A 21,511-nucleotide genomic window follows, 5' to 3' on the forward strand; every position below is an offset into this window, starting at 1 on the left:
CCGAGGGCCGTGTATCGCCGTTCGGCATTGAGATCGCCGGGATCGCCGGCCGCACCCGTGCCGGGATAGCCCATGACGAATATCCGGGGGCGGAACGCGGCATCCCGCCGATCGCGGCCGAGGCGGGGTGCCAGCGAACGCAGCATGACGAAGCGGTTGAGATAGCTGACCGCCAGGTCGCGCTCTATGCCGTCCGTCGTCATCTGCCGGTGCGGCGCGGCGAAGATGCCGGTGGTGAAGATCAGGATATCGGCATTTCCGGCCGGCAGCTCCTCCGCCACGCGCCGGGCCTCACCCATCAGGCCGAGATCGGCGGGGACGAAGGCGATGCCCGGCCGGTCGGCATCGCGGAACCTCCGCCCGACGACCGTGACATCGGCGCCGTGGGAGGCGAGCAGGCGGCTGATCGCGCGGCCGATGCCGCCCGTGCCGCCCACCACGATCACCCGCTTGCCCGCGATGGCCGCCATGCCGGCCGGGTGCCAGACGATTTTTCTGTCGCGTCGCATCGCGGGCCTCCTGCCGTCAGGCCGCGATCAGGGCCGCCTGATCCAGCGCGGCGGCCATGGCGGCGGTGCGCGTCGCTTCGCTGATGGCAAGGCCTTCGGCGACGATGACTTCCAGCGCGGTGACGCCGATGAAACCGAACACGCTGCGCAGATAGGTTTCGGCATGCTCGGCGGCGGCGGCCGGGGAGCCGGGGCCGTAGAGGCCGCCGCGCGACAGGGCGACGATCACCCGCTTGCCGCCGGCCAGCCCTTCCGGTCCGTTGGCGCCGTAGCGGAAGGTCTGCCCCGCCACGAGAATGCGATCGATCCACGCCTTGAGCTGGCTGGGGATGGTGAAATTATACATGCCCGCGCCGATCACGACGATGTCGGCATTGAGGAATGCCTTGAGATCGTCCCCTTCGGCCACTTCCGCGAGATCGGCGAGGGCGAGATGGGCCGGCGGCGCGGCGGCGAGATCGCGATAATCGACGGCGAGGCCCGGATTTTCGGCGCGCAGGCGATCGACGATCGCGGCGGTGAGCGCGCGGCTGGCGGAGCGTTCGCCCTGGATGCTGGAATCGAGGTGGAGCAGGTTCACGATAATCTCCGGTATGGATTTGTGACCTGATCCAGTTATGGAACCCCCTGTTCGCTGCCAAGAACGCAAATCTTTGGGACCTGGTCACATGAATAGGACTGCATCCGCCATCGGGCATCCGGCCAGCGAGCCGCCGCCGGACATCGAGCATCGCGATTGCCGGATGATCAGCGAGATACTGGGCCGGATCGGCGACAAATGGACGGTGCTGGTGGTGATGACGCTGCGCGAGCGGCCCCGCCGCTTCAACGAGCTGAAGCGCGCGGTGGACGGCATTTCGCAGCAGATGCTGGCGCGCACGCTGAAGGCGCTGGAACGCGACGGCATGGTATCGCGCCGCGTGCAGGACAGCGTGCCGCCGCAGGTGGAATATTCGCTGACCGAGCTTGGGACATCCCTGGCCGAGCCGGTGAAGCAGCTTGGCCAGTGGGCCTGGGCGCATCTGGAGCTGATCCGGGGCCATCGCGCCCATTATGACCGTAAGACGGGTTAGGCCGCATTTGGGGGGAGGATATTCCGCTGGCCTTTTCATCATTCCCGCGAAAGCGGGAGCCATAGGTTAGCGTAGCTGATCCACGGATGCGGCTGGCTCGATCGAGTCGATAGCTCCCGACACGATGGATTCCCGCCTGCGCGGGAATGACGGAGGGGGCGACGCAACGGAAAGGCACATGCCGGCCGGGGCGACGGCCAAGACCCTTTCAGGGGCGGAACAATATCGCGTGGGATGCCGTTCTGCGAAGGCGGGACGTTCCCGTCCGGCGATGTTGGGGAGAAGGACCATGAAGGTTCGTATCGGCACCGCGATTGCCCTTTCGCTCATCCTGCTGGCCGGCGGCTGCGCGCCGCAGGCGGGGCCGGCCGGGGCTTCGCCGCCCGATGCGCATGATGCGCGCAATTCGCTGGACTGGGCCGGCGCCTATCGCGGCGTGCTGCCCTGCGCCGATTGCGAGGGGATCGAGACCGTGGTGACGCTGGGCCAGGACGGGCGCTTCCGCGAGGAGGTGAAATATCTGGGCAAGGGAGACGGCAAGGTCCTGACCCGGGAGGGCGCGTTCCAGTGGAACGACGCCGGCAATGTCGTGACGCTGGAAGGCGACGGGCCGGCGCGTTATTTCGTGGGGGAGAACCGGATCACGCGGCTGGCGAGAGACGGTTCCAGGATCACCGGCGGCCTTGCCGATCGCTATGGGCTGGAGAAGATGGCCGGGCACCTGACCGAGACCTACTGGAAACTGGTGGAACTGAACGGCCGGCCCGTGCCCCGGCTGGAGCGCGAACCCTATCTGATCCTGAAGGCCGAGGGCGGCCGCGTGAACGGCTTTGGCGGGTGCAACAGCTTCAGCGGCTCCTATACGGTGGACGAGGCGGCATCGCGGATCAGCTTCGGGCAGGTCGCCTCCACGATGATGGCCTGCGTGTCGGGCATGGACGTGGAGCAGGCGTTCCACCGGGTGCTCGGGCAGGCCGACAATTATTCGCTGAACGGCGATCATCTTACCCTGAATCGCGCGCGGATGGCGCCGCTGGCGCGGTTCGAGGCGGTCTATCTCCGCTGATCCGGCCGGCAGCGGCGCTTGACGGCGGCCGCCGCCCACGGGCTAACTTCCGCCCCGCCGGATGACGATGGCATCAAGTGGGGGGGAATATGAACGTTGCGACCAAGCCCGTGGCCCTGGTGACGGGCGCGTCTTCCGGCATGGGGCTGGATTTCGCGCTCAGGCTGATCGCGGAAGGCTATACCGTCTATGGCGCGGCCCGTCGGGTCGACCGCATGGGGGGGATCGCGGCGGCGGGCGGGATCGCCATCGCCATGGACGTGACCGACGATGCGACGATGGTGGCAGGCGTCGACCGGATCATTGCCGATCAGGGGCGGATCGACGTGCTCATCAACAATGCCGGCTATGGCCAATATGGCGCGCTGGAGGATGTGCCGATCGCCGAGGCGCGCCGCCAGATGGAAACCAACGTCATCGGGCTGGCGCGGCTGACCCAGCTTTGCCTGCCGCACATGCGGGCACGGCGTTTCGGCAAGATATTCAACATATCCTCGATCGGCGGCCGCTTCGCCCTGCCGCTGGGGGGCTGGTATCACGCCTCCAAGTTCGCGCTGGAAGCCTATTCAGATGCGCTGCGCAACGAGGTGCGCGGCTTCGGCATCGACGTGATCGTGATCGAGCCGGGCGGCATCGAAAGCGAATGGAGCGGCATCGCCACGGCGGAGGCAGAGCGTTATTCGGCGGACGGCGCCTATGCCGCGATGACGAGGCGCTTCGGCGAGCTGCAGGCCCGCATCCGCAAGCAGCCCCCGCCCAGCGTGATCAGCGACCTGATCGTCCGCGCGCTGAAGGCCCGGCGGCCCAGGGCCCGCTATCATGGCGGGCTTTATGCGGGGACGTTCCTGTTCCTGCGCCGCGTGCTGCCGGACCGGCTGTTCGACCGGATGATCATGGCGGCGCTGAAATAGGGTCAATGCGCGGCGCTGGTATCCACATCCTTGCGGGGGCGGGGGCTGAGCCAGATGATCGCGGCGGCGAAGGCGAACATGGCGCTGGCGACCAGGAAGACCTGGGTGGTCGCCAGCGCCTGCGCCTGCTGTTCCACCGACCGTTCGATCAGCACGCGGACCTGATCCAGCGAGAAACCCTGGGCGGATAGCGCGTCCGACACCGACTGGGTGTTGAGGCTGGACACGATTTCGCTGCGGGCGACGCGCGTCTTGTCGTCCCAGGCGGTGGCGACGATCGAGGTGCCCACCGCGCCGGACATGGTGCGCAGGAAGCTCAGCAGGCCGGCGGCGGATGCCGTCTCCTCCGGCCTGACGGCGCCGAGCGCCAGGGTCGTCACCGCCACGAAGAAGAAGGGCATGCCGAAGCCCTGCACCATCTGCGGGATGGCGAGCGTCCAGAAATCCGCCTCGGTGGACCAGCCGGCGCGCAGCAGCGACGTCATCCCCAGCCACGCCACGCCGAAGCAGACCAGCGCGCGCGGATCGATCTTGCTGAGGAGCTTCGCCACGATCGGCGACATGACGACGGCGGCGACGCCCATGAACGCCATCACATAGCCCGCCTTGGTGGCCGTGTAGCCAAGGCCCACCTGCAGCCATTGCGGGATCACCACGATCGTCGAGAAGAAGGTACCGAAGGCGAAGGCGGTGGTGACGACCGCGGCCGAGAAGCCCCGGTGCCGGAACACGCGGAGATCGACGACGGGGTTCGCCTCCGTCAATTCCCAGATCAGGAAGGCGACGAAGCCGACGGCGGCGATGATCGCGAGCGCGACGATGAAGCTGTCGGAGAACCAGTCATGCTCGCGGCCGAGATCGAGCATGATCTGCAGCGCGCCGATCCACAGGACGAGGAGGGCGAGCCCGATCATGTCGATCGGCACGCGCCGGATCGGCGTTTCGACGACGCGGACCACCAGCATCGCGCCCGCCGCGCAGCCCAGCGCCACCGGGATGTTGATGAAGAAGATCCAGTGCCAGGACCAGTTGTCGCTGATCGTGCCGCCCAGGATCGGCCCGAGGATCGGGGCGACCACCGTCGTCATCGCCCAGATGCCCATGGCCTGGGCGTGCTGTTCCTTGGGGAAGATGCGCAGCAGCAGCGTCTGCGACAGCGGCATCAGCGGGCCGCCGCACAGCCCCTGGCCGACGCGGCAGGCAACCAGCATGGTGAGCGTGGTCGAAACCCCGCAGAGGAAGGAGAAAAGGCCGAAGCCGACCATGCCGAAGGCGAAGGTGCGCACCGCGCCGAAGCGCTGGGCGAGCCAGCCCGTCAGCGGCACGCACACCGCCTCCGCCACCGCATAGGAGGTGATGACCCAGGTGCCCTGGCTCGCCGATATGCCGAGGCCGCCGGCGATGTGCGGCACCGAGACGTTGGCGATGGTGGTATCGAGCACCACCATGAAGTTGGTGACCGCCAGCGTGATGCAGGCGATGACGAGGCGGATGCCGTGGAGCGGCTCGGCGCTCTGGCCGGCGGCGGGGGCTGCGGAGGCCATGGCGGACGGCCCCCTCAGCGGTTCGAGATATCGACGTCGACTTCCATCGAAAGCCCGACGCGTAGCGGATGCTCGCGAAGCTCCTTGGGATCGAGCTGGATGCGCACCGGCAGGCGCTGCACCACCTTGATCCAGTTGCCGGTGGCGTTCTGGGCCGGGATCAGCGCGAAGGACGATCCCGTGCCGCCGGCCAGGCCCACGACCTTGCCGTGATAGACGACGCCGTCGCCGTAGAGGTCGGACGTCAGCTCCGCCGTCTGGCCGATGCGGACATGCTTGAGCTGGCCTTCCTTGAAATTGGCGTCGACATAGGCCTGATCGACGGGGACGATCATCATCACCACCGTGCCGGCGGCGACCCGCTGGCCGAGCTGGACCTGACGGCGGGTGACGATGCCGTCGATCGGCGCGCGGATCACCGTGCGGGAAAGATCGAGGCGGGCCTTGTCCAGCTTCGCCTGCGCGGCGCGGACATCGGGATTTGTGCTGACGGTGGTGCCGGCGATGATCGCATCGTTGGCGGCGAGATCGCCGGCGGCGGCGATGCGCGTGGAATTGGCCTGGGCGACGCCGGCCTGCGCGGNTTCCAGATTGGCGCGGGCGGCGGCGAGCGCGTTGGTGGCGCTCGTCAGCTCATCGCCCGAAACGGCGCCGCTGGGGGCGAGCTTCGCCCGGCGATCGAAATCGACCTGCGCCTTGGCGAAGGCGGCGCGGGCGGAGACCAGCTCGGCCTGCGCGCGCTCGATCTCCGCCTGGCGGGCGCGGACCTGCGCGGCGAGCGCCTCGCTGCTGGCGGACGTCCGGCCGAACTGGCGCTGGGCGCGGGCAAGCTCGGCCTCGGCCTCGGCGACGGCGATGCGGGCGTCGCTGTCGTCGAGCCGGACGAGCACGTCGCCGCGCTTCACCGCCTGGGTATCGGACACCGCGACCTCGATCACCTGCGCCGCGATCAGCGGGGTGATCTGCGCGGTCTCGGCGTTCACATAGGCATTGTCGGTGGTGGCGTGGCGGCTGCCGATCAGCAGATACCAGGCGCCGTAGCCGACGCCCGCCAGGATGACGACCGCGGCGAGGCCGGTAAGCAGGCGCTTGCGCAGGCCCGGCCGCCCGCCGCTGGGGGCGCCGCCGGTTGCGCGGGGGGCCTGCAGGTCCTGGGGATCGGCCTCAGCCATCGTCATTTTCCTTGGCAATAATATCGTTTGTCGCAAAGCCGCCGCCGAGCGCGCGCACCAGCGCGACATCGAGCGTGAAGGCGCGCGCTTCCAGATCGGCGACGATCCGCCGGTTCAGGAGCACGGCGTCTTCGGCGGAAAGAACGTCGAGGAAGGTGGAAAGACCCCCTTCATAGCGCTGGCGCGCGACCGCATAGGCCTGTTCCGAGCTGGCCAGCGCGCGGCGCGTTTCATCGAGGCGCACGGCCAGCGACCGCTGGCTGGTGACGGCATCGGCGACCTGATGATAGGCCTCCACCACGCTGCCGTCATAGCTGGCGACGGCTTGGTCGTAATCGGCGCGCGCGCCCTTGTAGCGGCCGGCAAGCTCGCCGCCGTGGAAGATCGGCAGGCTGATCGCGGGACCGACGCTGCCGATGGAGGAGCCGCTCTTCACCAGATTGTCGATGCCGAGCGATTGCAGCCCGATCATCGCCGAGAGATTGACCGCCGGGTAGAAATCCGCCCGTGCCACCTTGATGCGCGCGGCGGCCGCCTCGACCCGCGCGCGGGCGGCGGCGACATCGGGCCGGCGGCCGATGAGATCGGTGGTGACGCCTGGGGGCAGCCCGCGTCCGCCGAGCGCCGGCGTGGCGGGCCGTTCGATCGTGAGGCCGCGATCGGGGCCGGCGCCGATCAGCGCCGCCAGACGGTTGCGGGTCAGCGCGATCGCTTCGTCCGTCGCGGCGACATCGGCGCGGGCGGCGGGCACGGCGGCCTCCGCCTGCTTGAGTTCCGCCTGCGTGTCGAGCCCGGTGGCGACGCGGTTGGCGACCAGCGCCAGCGTTTCGCTGCGCACCCGGAGCGCGGATTGCTGCACGTCCCGTTCGGCGAACAGCCGGGCGAGATCGGCATAAGCGGCGGCGATGTTGGTGGAGAGGACAAGACGCGCCTCCTCCAGCTCGATCCGCGCAGCGGCGGCATCCGATGTCGCGGCCCGGAGCGCGGCGCGATTGCGGCCCCACAGATCGAGATCGAGGCCGAGATCGAGCGCGGCGCGGCCATTATCCTGCCAGCCGCGCGGCACGAAGGCGGGCGGGATGCCGTTATTGTAGCTCTGCTTCGCCCAGCCGCCGCTCGCGCTGGCATCGAGCGAGGGGAGGAGAGCGGCGCCGGCCTGCTGGGCGAGCGCATCGGCCTTGCGCAGGCGGGCGGCGGCGGCGGCGAGATCGGGCGCGCCCTTCAGACCTTCGTCGATCAGCGCGGAAAGCTGGGCATCGCCATAGGCCTGCCACCATCCGGCCTGGGGCCAGGCGGTCTCACCGGCGGCGAAGCTCTGCGTCGCCATGATCGAGCCGGCCGCCAGCGGACGCGGCGCGGCGCCGAGATCGGGAACCGGCGCGCAGGCGGCCAGCAGCGCCATTCCGCCAAGCAAGGGCACGGCGCAGGCTGGAAGAAGACGAATCAAGGACATGGATAAAGAACCGTACTGGCTGGTACGGCGCCTTTCCGCCTCTCCATCGCCCTTGTCAATCAAAAACCGTACTCTATAGTACGATTTCACTATGACGGCGGTGACACTCAAAGACCGGCGCGACGCGCGCAAGCAGGACAGGCGGGAGACGATCCTGGCCGTGGCGGCCCGATCCTTCCTGGAAAAGGGCTATGCCGCGACGTCGATGTCGGCCATCGCCGCGACGCTCGGGGGGTCCAAGGGAACCTTGTGGAGCTATTTCCCGTCGAAGGAGGCGCTGTTCGAGGCCGTGCTCGATCACCAGACGGTGGCCTATCGCCGCGATCTTGAGCATGCGCTCGACCTGGCTGGCGACCTGCGGGAAACGCTCACCCGTTTCTGCCGCAATTTCCTGGAGAAGGTGACGTCGCCCGACGCGCTGGCGCTGCACCGGCTGGTGCAGGCCGAGCATCAGCGCTTTCCCGAGGTAGGGCGCATCTTCTACGAACGCGCCCCGCGCGCGACGCAGCGGTTGCTTTCGGCCTATCTGGAACGCTGCATCGCGAACGGCTGGCTGCGGCCGGGCGACTCGCTGCGCATGGCCCGCCGGCTCGTCGGCCTGTGCATATCCGGCTGCCACCAGCGCCTGATGTGGGGCGTGGGGCCGGCATCGCTGCCCGAGGCGATCGAGGAGGACGTGGCCGACGCGGTGGAGATATTCATCCGCGCCTATGCGGCCTGAAGGCCCGCCCGCCGGGACATCAATCCCCGGCGGACCGCCGCCAGTTGGGATCGGGCCCGCGCAGCATCGCCGCCAGTGATCCACGCGGGCGCGCGGGGCGGGGAAGCGCCGCGCCGGCCCCCAGGTTGAGCTTGCCGGCATAGATCACCGTCGCGATCGTCATCTCCGTGATGAAGGAGTTGCGCCCGCCGAAGAAGGTGAACAGCAGCATCTGCAGCACCGCCAGGGCCATCGCGAAATAATAGCCCATCGCCTCGTGCATCTGCGGCGTGCGCACGCGGGTGGCGAAGCGGACGGCGATCACGGGAATCGCCGCCAGCGCGCCGATGAACATGACCAGGCCGATCACGCCGGAAACGAGCGCGACATAGATGTAGCTATTGACGAAATCGATGATCCGCTCGCCCTGGCGCATATCCTCCATATGGCTGGTGAATTCGTCCTGGTTGGTGCCGATGAGCGGATGCTTGGCGATCTCCTCCAGCCCGCGATGGAACAGGCGGACGCGATAGGCGGCGGTGTCCTCGGTATCGCTGCCCGTTTTCGTGGTCTGGGGGGATTCGTTCAGGAACAGCGTGGTCGGCACCGCGATCAGCATGACGGCGAAGACGAGGAGCGCCTTGGCCGTGGCGGGCTTGGCGAAGCGCCGGAATGCTTCCGACGCGATGATCGCGACCGCGAGGCCGAGATGGGCGTTGCGCGACTGGCAGGCGGTGACGCCCACGAAGATCGCCCCGAAAACCGCCAGCCGCGACAGATTGTTCTGGAAGAAGCTGCGGAACTGCCAGGCCACCATCGCGAAGAAGGACAGGCCGAACGCCATCGCCGTCGCCTCGAGGAACGGCCCCGCGGCGCGGAGGAAGCCGTGCCGCCACTTCACCCGGAACCACTGGGCATCCAGGCCGTAGCGGCTCAGCGTCTCGCGGAAGACCACCCAGCCGGTGACCGATTCGAGCGCGACCAGCGCCGACAGCACCATGCCGGCCGAAAGCAGGTAGACGATGAAGGTGCGGAAATCGGATTCGGTGCGCAGCGACCGCGTCACCACATAGTAAGGCAGATAGAGATCGAGCAGCTGCTGGGTGGTGACGCGCAGCACGTTGGTGAAGCTGGTGTCGCGCGCCTGCCCGACCACGAAATAGGCGACCAGCAGCAGCGCCACGATATCGGACAGGCGCGCCGGCTTCGCCCGCTTTCCCTGTACGAACAGCATCATGAGCGCGCCGAGGCCGATCGTGTGCGACGGCCCCCAGGGGAATAGCCAGACACCCGCCACCGTGAGATGGGTGTGCATTTCGGGCACGAGCAGCATGGAGATCAGCATCATGCCGCCGAGATGCTCCGGCCGGCGGCACAGCACGGGGACGATGAAGAAGAGGGCGACGGAGGTGAGGATCAGGTTGGGCGACAGGACGAGGATCGACAGCACCGCCGCGCAAACGATCGCCACCTGGGGGATCACCGCCTGCAATTCCTTGCCCTTGAGGCAGACGTGGAGAAAGGCCAGCGCGCCGAGGCTGGCGAACAGCATGTAGGCGAGCTTGATCAGATCGTGGAGCATTAAGCCCGTCTCCCCATGCGGCCCCAAGGAACCCGTCCGCGCCCGTTGATATCGTAACGGCCGGCGGCGTCCAGCCTTCGATGGCGCAAGGCCGGCGGAGCGTGCCGCCATCGTGCGCGGCCGAAAGCGGGGGCTGGACGAAGCGCCGTGCCGTTTCTGCGAACTGCTTTGCACCCGGAACGATCCAGCGATAGGGTGCGGCCATCCCGGCCGGCCCCGGCCGCCCAATATTGGAAAGCCGCTTATGCCGCGTTTCTTCTCCGGCTCGATCGCCGCGCTCCTCCTCGCAACCACGGCCCCCGCCTTCGCCGCCAAGCCGGCGCCGGTGAGCGCCCTCGTGAAGGCGGTGGACATCCCCTACCAGCAATTCACCCTGGCCAACGGCCTGCGCGTGATCGTGCACGAGGATCGCAAGGCGCCGATCGTGGCCGTATCCGTCTGGTATCACATCGGATCGAAGGACGAGCCCAAGGGCAAGACCGGCTTCGCCCACCTGTTCGAGCATCTGATGTTCAACGGGTCCGAAAACGCCAACATGGATTTCTTCAAGCCGCTGGAGCAGGTGGGCGCCACCGACCTCAACGGCACCACCTGGTTCGACCGGACCAACTATTTCGAAACGGTGCCGACGGGCGCGCTGGAAACGGCGCTGTTCCTGGAATCGGACCGGATGGGCCACCTGCTCGGCGCGATCGACCAGGCGAAGCTCGATAACCAGCGCGGCGTGGTGCAGAACGAGAAGCGGCAGGGCGATAACGAGCCCTACGGCCTGGTCGAATATGCCCAGCTTGCCGCCCTGTTCCCCGACGGGCACCCCTATCGCCATTCCACCATCGGATCGATGGCGGACCTCGACGCGGCGAGCCTGGAGGACGTGAAGAACTGGTTCCGCGCCCATTACGGCCCCAACAATGCCGTGCTGGTGCTGGCCGGCGACATCGACGCGAAGACCGCCAGGCCCCTCGTCGAGAAATGGTTCGGCGATATTCCGCGCGGGCCGGACACGGTGCGCGCGGAGGTGACGGTGCCGACCTTGCCCGCGCCCGTCGACCAGGTGATGAAGGATCGCGTCGCCACCACGCGGATCATGCGGAGCTGGGCGGTGCCAGGCCTCAACGATCCGGAGACGACGCAGCTCCAGATCGCGATGTCGATCCTGGGCGGGCTCGCTTCCTCGCGGCTCGACAATGCGCTGGTGCGGCAGGACAAGACGGCGGTGAGCGTTTCGGCCTCGGTCCAGCCGTTCGAGAAGATATCGATCGTCGAGATTGCGGCCAATGTGAAGCCGGGCGCCGATGCCGCGCAGGTGGCGGCGAAGCTCGATTCGCTGATCGCCGATTTCCTGAAGAACGGCCCAACCGCCGACGAGGTGACGCGCGCCGCCACCCGGGCGATCTCCTCGCAGATCGGCGGGCTGGAATCTGTGGGCGGCTTCAGCGGCAAGGCGGTGACGCTGGCCGAGGGCGAGGTCTATTCCAACGATCCCGCCAAATATAAGCAGGATCTGGCCGAAGCCGCCGCCGCGACGCCCGCGACGGTGGCGGCCGCCACCCGCAAATGGCTGGGCCGGCCGGCCTACCGCCTGACCGTGGAACCGGGCGAGCGCAGCGAGGCGGATATCGCCATCGCCGGCGGCATCCGGGCCGAGCCGCGTTACTATCGCGATCCCAAGCGCGAGGGCGGGGCGGCCGCGCCGGCCTCCTCGATCGCGGCGGTCGACCGCAGCAAGTTCCCCGAGGTGAAGCCGATCGGCGACCTCACCTTCCCGGCGATCGAGCGGACCACCCTATCCAACGGCATGCAGGTGACGCTGGCGCGCCGCACCACCGTGCCGACGGTGCGGGTGTCGATTTCCTTCGATGCGGGCAATGCCGCCGATCCCAAGCAGAAACTGGGCACGCAGGCGCTGATGCTTTCCCTGCTGGACGAGGGCACCAAGACGCGCAACTCGATCCAGATCGCGGAGGAGCAGGAGCGGCTGGGCGCGGCGATCGCCACCAGCCAGTCGATGGATCGCACCGGCGTCTCGCTGTTCGCGCTCAAGGCCAATCTCGCGCCCTCGCTCGACCTGCTGGCCGATGTGGTGCGCAACCCCGCCTTCGAACCGGCCGAGATCGAGCGCCTGCGCGGGCAGCTCGTCACCTCGATCGCGGCGGAGAATACCCAGCCGCGCGGCATCGCCCGCCGGGTGATCCCGGAACTGCTCTACGGCAAGATCCACCCTTATGGCGTGCCGATGTCCGGCAGCGGCACCGAAGCGGGAGTGAAAGCAGTGACGCGGGACGATCTGGTGGCTTTCCACCAGGCGTGGCTGCGCCCCGACAACGGCAAGATCTTCGTGACCGGCGATACCACGCTGGAGGAGATCAAGCCGCTGCTGGAGGCGCGCTTCGGCCAGTGGCAGGCACCGGCCACCCCCAAGGGCGCCAAGCTGTTCCGCATGGACCGCATGGCGCGGCCGGCGCGGATCGTGCTGATCGATCGGCCGCAGAGCCCGCAATCCTACATCATGGCGGGCCAGCTCCTGCCGTTCCGCGGCACGGACGATCCGCTGGCCTTCACCACGGCCAATGAGGTGATCGGCGGCAGCTTCCTCTCGCGGCTCAACATGGACCTGCGCGAGGACAAGGGCTGGGCCTATGGCGCCTTCACCTCCGCCCCGCTGGTCCGCGATACCATGCCCTTCTACGTGATCGCGCCGGTGCAGACCGACCGGACCGGCGATTCGATCGCGGCGGCGATCGGCGACATCAAGACCTTCCTCACCGCCAAGGGCGTGGACGAGGAGGAGCATGACCGCACGATCAGCAACCAGATCCGCTCGCTGCCGGGATCGTTCGAGACGAGCAGCGATCTTCTGGCCGGGCTGGTTTCGCTCGATACGCTGGGCCGGCCGGACGATTATTACACCAGGCTCGCCGATCGCTATCGCGCGATGACCGCCGCGGAGATGGACAAGGCCGCCCGCGAGGCCATCCGCCCCGACGACCTGATCTGGGTGGTGGTGGGCGATGCCGCCAAGGTCCGCCCGCAGCTCGAAAAGCTCAAGGCGCAGGGCATCAACCTGCCGGTGGAGGAAGCCAAGCCCGGCGCCTGATCGCTGCCCAATACGGAGGTTCTTGACGCAAGCGTCAGGCGCCTCCATCCCTGTGCCACCGAATGAACGGAGAGGAATGAACATGGCGAATGTCGACGGACAGTGGGATTGCGTGACCAAGACGCCGATGGGCGAGCAGAAGTCCGTCTTCACGGTGGTCAGCAACGGCGACACCTTCACCGGCAGCAATGCCGGGCCGATGGGATCGCTGGACGTGGTCGACGGCAAGGTCGACGGTGACACGCTGAGCTGGAAGATGGAGCTCAAGGTGCCGATGGCGATGACGATGGACGCCACCGCGACCGTCGACGGCGACACGCTGACCGGAACCATCAAGCTGGGCGCGTTCGGCGTCGCCCCGATGACGGGCACGCGCAAGGCCTGAACCGACGTAGCCCGGCCCTCGCGGCCGGGCGAACCTCCCTCCTGAGGGACGGGAATGAGGGTCGGCAGGCGCGCGAAGCGTGCCTGCCGACCTCACCGCATCTGGCGGTTCCCCTGGGAACCTCCGCAACGCCACCCGTGCCAGGGCGGAATGCCTACCTCCGATCGAACTTGTTCTCGCGATCGAACTTGTTCTCGCGGCGGCGGCCGAAGAGGAGGTTGCGTTCGAGGCGGAGGCGGAGCGCGGTGTAATAGGCGTTGAGGAATTCGCTGTCCCCGCCGGGGGCCTGCCAGCCGATCCGGGTGCGGATGGCTTCGGCGACCGTCTGGATCGTTGCCCAGTCATTGGCGCGGAGCACGTCTTCAAGCGTCTGCAGCTCGTAGACGCCATAGGCGTCGAGCTGGGCGTCGGTGAAGCTGTAGGCGGGGCCGCGGCGCGGACGGGCGGCGATGCGGATCAGGTCGAGGTCCAGCTCCGTCTTCGGCGCGCGGACGACCCAGGTGCCGGCCAGCAGATCGCCCACGCGCAGGCGATCCCTGTTCATCAGCGGGAAGAACAGGAAGATGCCGCTCCACCCCAGGCCGAACAGCGCGGTGGCGGCGTCCGCCACGCCTTCATGGGCCTGGTAGAACCAGAAGCTCAGCGGCAGGAACAGCTCGATCTCCCGCATCAGGTTGCGCGCGATCACGGCGTCGCCGGTCAGCCGGCCGCCATTGCGGGCGACGACGCGCAGGCCGCTGCGGCGCTTGCCGGGCGTGGCGCCGCGCGGCCCCATCTCGAACAGGATGAAATAGCCGTTGCGGGCCACGAACAGGCCCAGCAGCCAGAGGATGATGGCGATCTGGCCGGTATTGCCGCCGAACCAGGCGCCGATCACGAGGAGCAGGATGGTGGCGAGCAAGAAGGTGGCGGTGATGATTGCCGCATCGATCGCGAAGGCGGCGGCGCGTTCGCCGGCCGATGCCAGCACGAGGCCGAGATCGACGCCTTCGGGGGTGATGAAGCGGCGGCGGAGCCGTTCGTCGGCATGTTCAGCCATCGGCGGGCCTCCGGCGCGGCCAGTAGAAATATGCAAGCCAGAGCAGCAGCGCCCCGCCGCCGATGGCATAGCGCGCGGCATTGGCGTCGATCCGCTGGCGGGCGATGCCTTCCAGCAGGCCCGCGACCATCAGCATCACCACCACGCCGGCCATGGCGGTGGCGGATATCCGGCCGGCTTCCCGCGCGGCGGCAAGGCGGGTGCTGGGGCCAGGAAAGGCGACCGCGCGGCCGATGCGCAGGCCGGCGGCCCCGGCAATGAGGATCGCGAATATCTCCGTCGTGCCGTGGATGGCCAGCCACCCGCCCAGGTCCACACCGAGCCCGCGGGGCGCGAACAGGGCGAAGAAGGCGCCCAGCGTGCAGCCATTGGCGACGATCAGCAGCGCTGACGGCAGGCCGAAGGCGAAGCCCAGCGCGAAGGCGAAGATCGCGACGCTGGCATTGTGCGTGAAGAGGAAGGTGGCGAAGATGCTGAGGCCGTCGCGATCGGCGGCCGGCCCGCCGGGTTCGGCATGGAGGGTGGCGCGCAGCGCGGCGGTGGAACTGGTGGGATCGCGCCCGCCCGCAAGCTCGCTGGGGATGATCGAGTAGAACCAGCTCGTATCGTGGATGACGAGCAGATAGGCGGCCACCACCCCGGCGACGGTGAGGAGAAGCGTGACGAGCGTTTCCCGCCAAAGCGCGCGGACCGAGGCCGGCCAATCGTGGAGGACGAAGGCGCGGAGCCGCTGCCCGGCGGGCGTGCGCACGCCATAGAGGAAGAAATAGGCCCTCGCGCTCAGGCTTTCGAGATATTCGACCAGCGCGCGATCGAGCGAGGTTTCCCGCGCGACCGAGAGCGAGGACAGCGCCTGGCGGTAGAGCACGGGAAGGGCCATCAGCTCCTCCTCGTCCAGCGCGCGGAGCGATCGCTTCTCGGCCAGCGTGAGCAACTCGTCGAGGCGGCGCCAGTCCGCCTCATGCGCCTCGCGGAAGCGGCGCGCGGTGGCGGCGGGATCGGCCGGCGCGGCGGCGGGAGAGCGGAGCGGATTCACAGCAGGTTCCGTCGCTTGAGATCGACATAATAGTCCACCAGCCGCAGGCCGACGCGGTCGTGGGGCGATTCCAGCACGTGGAAGCCGCTGTGGCGCAGGCGGGTGATGACGATGCGGCGTTCGCGCAGCAGCTCCGCCGCCATCACCGCGCGGGTGACGTCGTCGGGATCGTGCGGCTCGGCAGCGGCGATATCGACAAGTTCCCGATCCTCCAGCACCACGAACAGGACGAGATGGCGGTCGAGCAGGCCGGCGGCGGCGCGCAGCATCAGCTCCGCGCTGGTGGGATCGGAAAATTCGGTGAAGACGACGATCAGCGAGCGGCGGTTGAGGCGGCCGCCCAGCGTGGTGAGGGCGAGGGTGTAGTTGGTTTCCTCCCCCGAATAATCGATCTCCGCCGCCAGCCGCTGGATCAGCGCGAAGGCGCGCGCGCCCGCAACCGCGCCGCTGGTGAGGCGCGGGCGCGAATCGAAGCCGAACAGGCTCACCCGATCGCCGAGCTTGAGCGCGACATAGGCGGAGAGGAGCGCCGCCGAGACGGCACGGTCGATGCGCGGCACGCCGTCCAGCGGCTCGCACATGTTGCGGCCGGCATCGAGGGCGAAGACGATATTATTGTTGCGCTCCGTCCGATATTCCTTGGCGAGCAGCCTGGAATGGCGGGCGGACTGCTTCCAGTCGATCGCGCGGCGATCCATGCCGGGCTGGAAATCGGCGAGCGATTCGAACTCCGCGCCGTCGCCGCGATCCAGCTGGGCGACGAGGCCGTGCATGGTGCTGCGCAGGAAGAGATGCGCGCCGCGATCGCGCACGGCATGCACGTCCGGGGTGATGAGTATCCGCAGGTCGAGGGGGGCGCGGCGCTGCTTCCAGGTGAGGCCGAGCGGGCCTGTCCAGCGGAGCCACAGCGCCTCCAGCCGCGCCGCGCCGCGCCGGGCGGCGGCGAGGGGGAGGGAGGCCGCGCCGCTGCCGCCGGCGAGCGCGATCGTCCGGCTGGGGCCGTCGGGCGTTTCCAGAAGATCGGAATGTTCGAGGATGATTTCCGCCGATGCGGGCGCGGCGCCCGTGAAGGCCACACGGACGAGCGCCTTGAGGCCCGCGCCCACGCCGGCGGTGCCGGGCGCCTCCACATCGATGCGCGGATCGCGCGGCCAGGCGCCGGACACCGCGTCGATGGCGGTGAGCGCGAAGACGAACAGCGTCCAGCCGATGCCGGCATACCAGTAAGCCGGCCAGAGCACGCCCACCACCAGCACGGCGGGCGCGCCCGCCGCCGCCAGCAGCACCGCGCGGCGGGCGGGGTAGATCAACGCGGCGCCTCGATCCGCTCGATGATCTCGGCGACCACCGATTCGACCTGCCGGCCGTCTATCTCGGCGGCGGGCGAAAGGATCACGCGGTGGCGCAGCACGGCGGGAGCCAGCGCCTTCACGTCATCGGGGATCACGAAATCGCGCCCGTCGAGCGCGGCGCGCGCACGCGCGGCGGCGGCGAGCATCGCGCCCGCGCGCGGCGATGCGCCGCTTTCCAGATCGGCGACATCGCGGGTCGCGCGGATCAGGGCGACGATATAATCGATCACCTGGTCCACCAGCCGCACCTCCGCGACGGTGGCGACCGCCGCATCGATGGCCGCGGCATCGGCGCGGGGGGCGACGCCCCAATCCTCCGGCTTCGGCGCGCCGAAGCGGACGCCGTGGCTGGCGATGATCCGCCGTTCCTCCGCCGCGTCGGGATAATCCACGGTCTGCTTGAACAGGAAGCGATCGAGCTGGGCTTCCGGCAGGGGATAGACGCCCTGCTGCTCGATCGGGTTCTGGGTGGCCACCACCATGAAGCGGGCGCCCAGCGGCAGGGTTTCCCCGTCGATGGTGACGGTGCGTTCCTGCATCGCCTCCAGCAGGGCGGCCTGCGTCTTGGGCGGGGTGCGGTTGATCTCGTCCGCCAGCAGCAGATCGGTGAAGATGGGGCCGCGCGTCAGGGTGAAGCTGCTCGTCTGGAAGTTGAACAGATTGGCGCCCAATATATCGCCGGGCATCAGATCGGGCGTGAACTGGATGCGGCCGAAATCGAGGCCGGTGGCCCGCGCGAAGCATTGGGCGAGGAAGGTCTTGGCCGTTCCCGGCGGCCCTTCCAGCAGGACATGGCCGGCGGAAAAGAGGGCGACCAGCATCAGCTCCACCGTTTCGGCCTGGCCGACGACGGCCTTGCCGATTTCGCCGCGTATATCGTCGGCGAGCGCCTTCACCTCTTCAACCTTCACGGATCACGTCCCTTCTCCAGCGATAGAGTGCGCGCGCCGCCTGCGCGAGTTCCGCCGGATCGGCGGCGGCGCGGGCGGCAGCGGCGAGTTCGGAAAAGCGCGGCTCGGCCAGCCGATCAAGATAGGCGTCGAGCGCGGCCTCGTCCGCCTGGGCCGGCGCACCGGTCGCGGCGACCACGGCATCGCGGGTGAGCAGCGCATAACGGCCACCGACGCGATGCTGGCGGCGGGCGAGCTTGAGCAGCGCGGCGCTGTTGTCGACCAGCGCGCGCTTGCCGAAGGCGATCTCGCGCTCCTCCCGCGCGGGCGGGCCGAAGCGGAACAGCGCCTGGATGCCGGCCAGCAGCGCCGCGCCGAGCAGGCAGAGGGTAAGCGCCAGGAAGGGCGGTTCCAGCGCCAGCTTCATCAGGCTGGGCGACCGGCCGAAACCGTTGAGGGTAAGATCGAAATCCACCGTCTCGGCGCCGCTGGAATTGAGCCAGTCGATCATCGCGATCGCCGCCCGCGCGGTATCGGCGCTGGCCAGCCCCTGATTGTTGAGGAGATCGGGATCGGCGAGGATATAGAGCGGCCGTCCACCCACCTCGGCCAGCACGATCCGCCCTTCGCCATCGACGATCAGCGGGCGGAGGTTGCGGCCCGATATGGTCTGGAGCTGGGCGGGCCCGCCGGTGGCGGCATCGGCCGGCAGGCCGTTCACCGCGCGGAGCTGCCCGCCGGCGCTGCGGTGGAGCGCGAAATTGGGCACCTGGCGGATGAGCCGTTGAATCTCCTCGACGGGCAGGGTGCCGGCGCTTTCCACCCAGGCGGGCTTTTGCGGCATCTGCCGCACCCACCATTTGGGCAGCACGATCAGGGTGGGCTTGTCCGCCCGCGGGGCGAGGCGCTTGCCGATCTCGTCCGGATCCGTGCCCGGCTCGGGCGTCAGGACCAGCAGTTCCTTGCCGTCCCATTCGCCGTCGCTGCGGACGAAATAGGACCAGTCTTCCCAGGGCAGGCCGTCGATCAGGTCGGCAAGGCCGTGGAAGCCGATCGCGGACGTCGACAGCGCATGCGCGCCGCCGTTGCGCCCGTTCCTGAGATCGGGGGCATAGGTGCCGAGGATCAGCAGGCCGGCAAAGGCGAGGATGCCGGCAGCCACCACCCACAACATCGTGCGGACAGAGAAGGGGGAGGCGGAAGCGGCGCTCACCGCCAGGCCCCCGGCAGCGCGAAATCCTCATAGGCCGCGCGCGCATCGCGCCACGCCGCCGCATCGACCGGCCGGCCGCCGAACAGGCTGCGCTCGACCAGCCCGGCCAGGCCGGCGAAGACCCGGCGCGCCTTGCCCGGCAGCGCATCGGCGGCGGCGATGTCCCGCGCCGTGAGCGCGGGGCGGACGAGGTGGGGGCGGCGGCGCTCGATCTCCTCGATGCTGCGGACGAGGAGGAGGTGGACGGCCTCGGCATGGCGGCCGGCGGCGGCCAGCGCGTCCGCCTCGGCCAGCAATTGCCGGGCCGGGCCGGCTTCGGGCCGCCATTCGGGCTCCTGCCCTTCCTCCGCCACGGCCCTGCGGCGGAAGAAGGGCAGGCCGTGGGCGAGGAGGTGGCGCGCGACGATATAGAGAAGCGCCAGCGCGGCCAGGATCAGCAGGCCCCAGGCGATATATTCCATATAGGGCGCGATCGCCTTCAGCAGCCGCACGAGCCAGGCAGGCGGCGGATCGGGCGGCGGCATCGTCGGCAGATCGAACTGCAGCGCGGGATCGGCGCGCAGCTTTTCATGCGCGGCGGCGAAATCCGCATCGCTGATGCCCGTGCTGCCAATGCCGCCCGACGCCGCCAAGAGCTTCCCCCAAATTCCCCGGAGCCATGCTTAGAGCGGATCGCGGGCCGACGGAAAGCCCCGATTCCGCCCTATGGACAAAAGCTTGGGGACGCGGAATGATCCTGGCCGGGGAATTGGGGGAATATCATGGCCTATGAGGATAATGCGCTCGATATCGGGCGGGTGATGCGGTGCACGGGCGCCGTGGTCGGCGCGCGGCCGGTGGCGATCTTCGGCATCGCGGCGGTGTCGATGGCGGTGCCGGCGGCGATCAGCTACGCGCTCGGAGAACCGGGCAGGGACGCGGCCGCCAGGGGGATGGGCCTTGCCGGCGGGATGACGATGCTCGGCCTCATCGCCAATGCGGCGATGCAGGCGGCGCTGTTCCGCATCACCATCGACGAGGCGGCAGGCGTGAGGCGCGGCATGAGCGAGATCGTGCCGGGTGCGCTGCGGGCGCTGCCGGCGATGATCGGCCTCACGATCCTTTCCTGGCTGGGCATATTCGGTGCTTCGCTGCTGCTGGTGGTGCCGGGAATCATCGTGGCGCTGATGTGGGCGGTGGCCGGACCCGCGCTGATCGCGCGGCAGGAAGGCGTGCTGGCGGCGCTGGGATATAGCCGCGCGATCACCAGGGGCGCGCGGGGGAGCCTGTTCCTGCTGCTGAGCGGGATCGGCATCGTCGTTTCGATCATCGCGATCGGCGCGTTCATGGCGAAGCCGGATCTCGCCACGCCGGGCGGGGTGACCGTGGGCATCCTTGTGATTCAGGTCGCCATCAACACCGTGGTCTATGCGCTGTGGTCGGTGTTGACGGCCGCCATCTATGTCGATCTGAGCGCGGGCGACGGCGAACTGGCGAGCGAGCGCTATGCCGAGGTGTTCGCCTGACGCGGAAGGGGCGCGGGCTGGCGGGGATCAATCCCGCCAGCCGCGATCCTTGCGATCGACCAGGCGGACCAGGGCGTTGAATTCCGCCTCGCCGGGCATGCCGGGGCGGACGAGCTTGGCCTGATCGCGCTGGTGGACGGCCAGCACCTCCGCCGGAATTTCCCGAAGGCGGCCCATCGGCGCGGATGCCACCTGGATCTGGCAGGCCCGTTCCAGCGCCCAGAGCCTGAGGAAGGCGATCGGCAGCGTCGGCCCCATCGAAAGCAGGCCGTGGTTGCGCAGGATCATCAGCCGCTTGTCGCCCAGATTGGCGATCAGGCGGGGGGCCTCGTCGTCGCGCACGGTGATGCCTTCGAAATCATGATAGGCGATCTGGCCCGCGATCTGGCCGGCGTAGAAATTGCTGATCGACAGCCCGTCCTCCAGGCACGCCACGGCCATGCCGGCGGTGGTGTGGGTGTGCATCACGCAATGCGCGTCGGGCAGGTGGCGATGGAAGGCGGCATGCTGGACGAAGCCGGCCAGGTTCACGCCCCAGGGCGAATCGGAAAGCTTGTTGCCGTCGATATCGATCTTCACGAGGTTGGAGGCGGTGACCTCGCTGAAATGCAGGCCGAAGGGGTTGATGAGGAAGGCGCCTTCCTCCTCCGGCACGCGCAGGGTGATGTGGTTGAAGATCAGTTCCGTCCAGCCGAGGTGATCGAACACGCGGTAGCAGGCGGCAAGCTGCTGGCGGGCGGACCATTCCGCCTCGCTGATGCCGGCCCGTTCCGGGATGGCGGTGGCCATGGCGTCTCTCCTGACAATTATGTCAATATAGTGCCGCGCCGCTTTGCCGCTGTCGAGCCGCAGCCCTATCGGCGGGAAGCGGCCTTTTCGGGTTGAAGAATCGCCCACCCACTGCTAGGGCGCACGCCTTGCGACGCGGACCGGGGTTCGCGGCGAACCCTATTCACGTCCGTCGAGTGGCCGGAAGCCGCCCTG

The 21,511-nt window shown here is 68.6% G+C and carries 20 protein-coding genes; 7 read left to right on the forward strand and 13 right to left on the reverse strand.

Annotation, left to right across the window (positions count from 1 at the left end; genetic code table 11):
• Both BHE75_RS24860 and BHE75_RS04715 read right to left on the reverse strand, forming a co-directional pair.
• Positions 1 to 509 (reverse strand): SDR family NAD(P)-dependent oxidoreductase (locus BHE75_RS24860; protein WP_254684363.1); only part of this gene is annotated, 509 nt, incomplete at its 3' end.
• A 16-nt stretch (positions 510 to 525) separates the two neighbouring features.
• Positions 526 to 1,089 (reverse strand): FMN-dependent NADH-azoreductase, encoded by a 564-nt coding sequence (locus tag BHE75_RS04715; RefSeq protein ID WP_070932741.1) that lies wholly within the window; start codon positions 1,087 to 1,089, stop codon positions 526 to 528.
• Between the two features lie 88 nt (positions 1,090 to 1,177).
• On the opposite strand from BHE75_RS04715, the gene BHE75_RS04720 reads away from it, so the two are divergent.
• The 3 genes from BHE75_RS04720 to BHE75_RS04730 all read left to right on the forward strand — a co-directional run bounded on the left by BHE75_RS04720 (position 1,178) and on the right by BHE75_RS04730 (position 3,559).
• Positions 1,178 to 1,582 carry a winged helix-turn-helix transcriptional regulator gene (locus BHE75_RS04720; protein WP_015459521.1) on the forward strand — a complete coding sequence of 135 codons (405 nt, stop codon included), beginning with the start codon at positions 1,178 to 1,180 and terminating at the stop codon, positions 1,580 to 1,582.
• Between the two features lie 289 nt (positions 1,583 to 1,871).
• Positions 1,872 to 2,648, forward strand: a complete 777-nt coding sequence (locus BHE75_RS04725) for an META domain-containing protein (protein WP_070932743.1) — start codon at positions 1,872 to 1,874, stop codon at positions 2,646 to 2,648.
• Positions 2,649 to 2,737: 89 nt separating this feature from the next.
• Positions 2,738 to 3,559, forward strand: coding sequence for an oxidoreductase (locus BHE75_RS04730; protein ID WP_015459523.1), 822 nt, complete (start codon positions 2,738 to 2,740; stop codon positions 3,557 to 3,559).
• Between the two features lie 2 nt (positions 3,560 to 3,561).
• Here BHE75_RS04730 and BHE75_RS04735 read toward each other — a convergent pair whose 3' ends face one another.
• The 3 genes from BHE75_RS04735 to BHE75_RS04745 all read right to left on the reverse strand — a co-directional run bounded on the left by BHE75_RS04735 (position 3,562) and on the right by BHE75_RS04745 (position 7,728).
• Positions 3,562 to 5,103 (reverse strand): DHA2 family efflux MFS transporter permease subunit, encoded by a 1,542-nt coding sequence (locus BHE75_RS04735; RefSeq protein WP_070932745.1) that lies wholly within the window; start codon positions 5,101 to 5,103, stop codon positions 3,562 to 3,564.
• 14 nt (positions 5,104 to 5,117) lie between these two features.
• The gene (locus tag BHE75_RS04740) at positions 5,118 to 6,275 is read right to left on the reverse strand and encodes an HlyD family secretion protein (protein ID WP_070932747.1); all 1,158 of its coding nucleotides are present in this window, start codon (positions 6,273 to 6,275) and stop codon (positions 5,118 to 5,120) included.
• Positions 6,268 to 7,728: an efflux transporter outer membrane subunit gene (locus BHE75_RS04745; protein WP_070932749.1), complete on the reverse strand. Its 1,461-nt coding sequence runs from the start codon at positions 7,726 to 7,728 to the stop codon at positions 6,268 to 6,270. Before BHE75_RS04745 ends, BHE75_RS04740 begins: the two co-directional genes overlap by 8 nt.
• A 91-nt stretch (positions 7,729 to 7,819) precedes the next feature.
• On the opposite strand from BHE75_RS04745, the gene BHE75_RS04750 reads away from it, so the two are divergent.
• Positions 7,820 to 8,449: a TetR/AcrR family transcriptional regulator gene (locus tag BHE75_RS04750; RefSeq protein WP_070932751.1), complete on the forward strand. Its 630-nt coding sequence runs from the start codon at positions 7,820 to 7,822 to the stop codon at positions 8,447 to 8,449.
• Between the two features lie 19 nt (positions 8,450 to 8,468).
• Here the strand turns inward: BHE75_RS04750 and BHE75_RS04755 are convergent, their stop codons facing one another.
• Positions 8,469 to 10,010 (reverse strand): O-antigen ligase family protein, encoded by a 1,542-nt coding sequence (locus BHE75_RS04755; RefSeq protein ID WP_015459528.1) that lies wholly within the window; start codon positions 10,008 to 10,010, stop codon positions 8,469 to 8,471.
• 244 nt (positions 10,011 to 10,254) lie between these two features.
• On the opposite strand from BHE75_RS04755, the gene BHE75_RS04760 reads away from it, so the two are divergent.
• Complete coding sequence (locus BHE75_RS04760; protein WP_070932753.1) at positions 10,255 to 13,107, forward strand: M16 family metallopeptidase; 2,853 nt, start codon at positions 10,255 to 10,257, stop codon at positions 13,105 to 13,107.
• 82 nt (positions 13,108 to 13,189) lie between these two features.
• Positions 13,190 to 13,492: a hypothetical protein gene (locus BHE75_RS04765; protein ID WP_041865436.1), complete on the forward strand. Its 303-nt coding sequence runs from the start codon at positions 13,190 to 13,192 to the stop codon at positions 13,490 to 13,492.
• Positions 13,493 to 13,646: 154 nt separating this feature from the next.
• Here the strand turns inward: BHE75_RS04765 and BHE75_RS04770 are convergent, their stop codons facing one another.
• From BHE75_RS04770 to BHE75_RS04795, 6 genes are read right to left on the reverse strand one after another with little or no spacing between them, the layout of a single operon-like run.
• Positions 13,647 to 14,531, reverse strand: a complete 885-nt coding sequence (locus tag BHE75_RS04770) for an RDD family protein (RefSeq protein WP_070932755.1) — start codon at positions 14,529 to 14,531, stop codon at positions 13,647 to 13,649.
• Complete coding sequence (locus BHE75_RS04775) at positions 14,524 to 15,567, reverse strand: stage II sporulation protein M (protein WP_015459532.1); 1,044 nt, start codon at positions 15,565 to 15,567, stop codon at positions 14,524 to 14,526. The genes BHE75_RS04770 and BHE75_RS04775 overlap by 8 nt, the downstream gene beginning before the upstream one ends.
• Complete coding sequence (locus BHE75_RS04780) at positions 15,564 to 16,877, reverse strand: DUF58 domain-containing protein (RefSeq protein ID WP_070932757.1); 1,314 nt, start codon at positions 16,875 to 16,877, stop codon at positions 15,564 to 15,566. Before BHE75_RS04780 ends, BHE75_RS04775 begins: the two co-directional genes overlap by 4 nt.
• Positions 16,874 to 17,830 (reverse strand): AAA family ATPase, encoded by a 957-nt coding sequence (locus BHE75_RS04785; protein ID WP_015459534.1) that lies wholly within the window; start codon positions 17,828 to 17,830, stop codon positions 16,874 to 16,876. The genes BHE75_RS04780 and BHE75_RS04785 overlap by 4 nt, the downstream gene beginning before the upstream one ends.
• Positions 17,820 to 19,022: a hypothetical protein gene (locus BHE75_RS04790; RefSeq protein WP_084652934.1), complete on the reverse strand. Its 1,203-nt coding sequence runs from the start codon at positions 19,020 to 19,022 to the stop codon at positions 17,820 to 17,822. Before BHE75_RS04790 ends, BHE75_RS04785 begins: the two co-directional genes overlap by 11 nt.
• On the reverse strand, positions 19,019 to 19,654 hold the full coding sequence (locus BHE75_RS04795) for a DUF4129 domain-containing protein (RefSeq protein WP_015459536.1): 636 nt from the start codon (positions 19,652 to 19,654) through the stop codon (positions 19,019 to 19,021). The genes BHE75_RS04790 and BHE75_RS04795 overlap by 4 nt, the downstream gene beginning before the upstream one ends.
• A gap of 129 nt (positions 19,655 to 19,783) precedes the next feature.
• Here BHE75_RS04795 and BHE75_RS04800 point away from each other — a divergent pair, with 129 nt between their 5' ends.
• Positions 19,784 to 20,527: a hypothetical protein gene (locus tag BHE75_RS04800; RefSeq protein WP_070932761.1), complete on the forward strand. Its 744-nt coding sequence runs from the start codon at positions 19,784 to 19,786 to the stop codon at positions 20,525 to 20,527.
• Between the two features lie 27 nt (positions 20,528 to 20,554).
• On the opposite strand, the gene BHE75_RS04805 is transcribed toward BHE75_RS04800, so the two are convergent.
• Positions 20,555 to 21,316: a class II aldolase/adducin family protein gene (locus BHE75_RS04805; RefSeq protein WP_070932763.1), complete on the reverse strand. Its 762-nt coding sequence runs from the start codon at positions 21,314 to 21,316 to the stop codon at positions 20,555 to 20,557.
• Positions 21,317 to 21,511 lie beyond the last annotated feature (195 nt).

It is taken from the genome of Edaphosphingomonas haloaromaticamans (genome assembly GCF_001853345.1).
Classification (GTDB): domain Bacteria; phylum Pseudomonadota; class Alphaproteobacteria; order Sphingomonadales; family Sphingomonadaceae; genus Sphingomonas_E; species Sphingomonas_E fennica.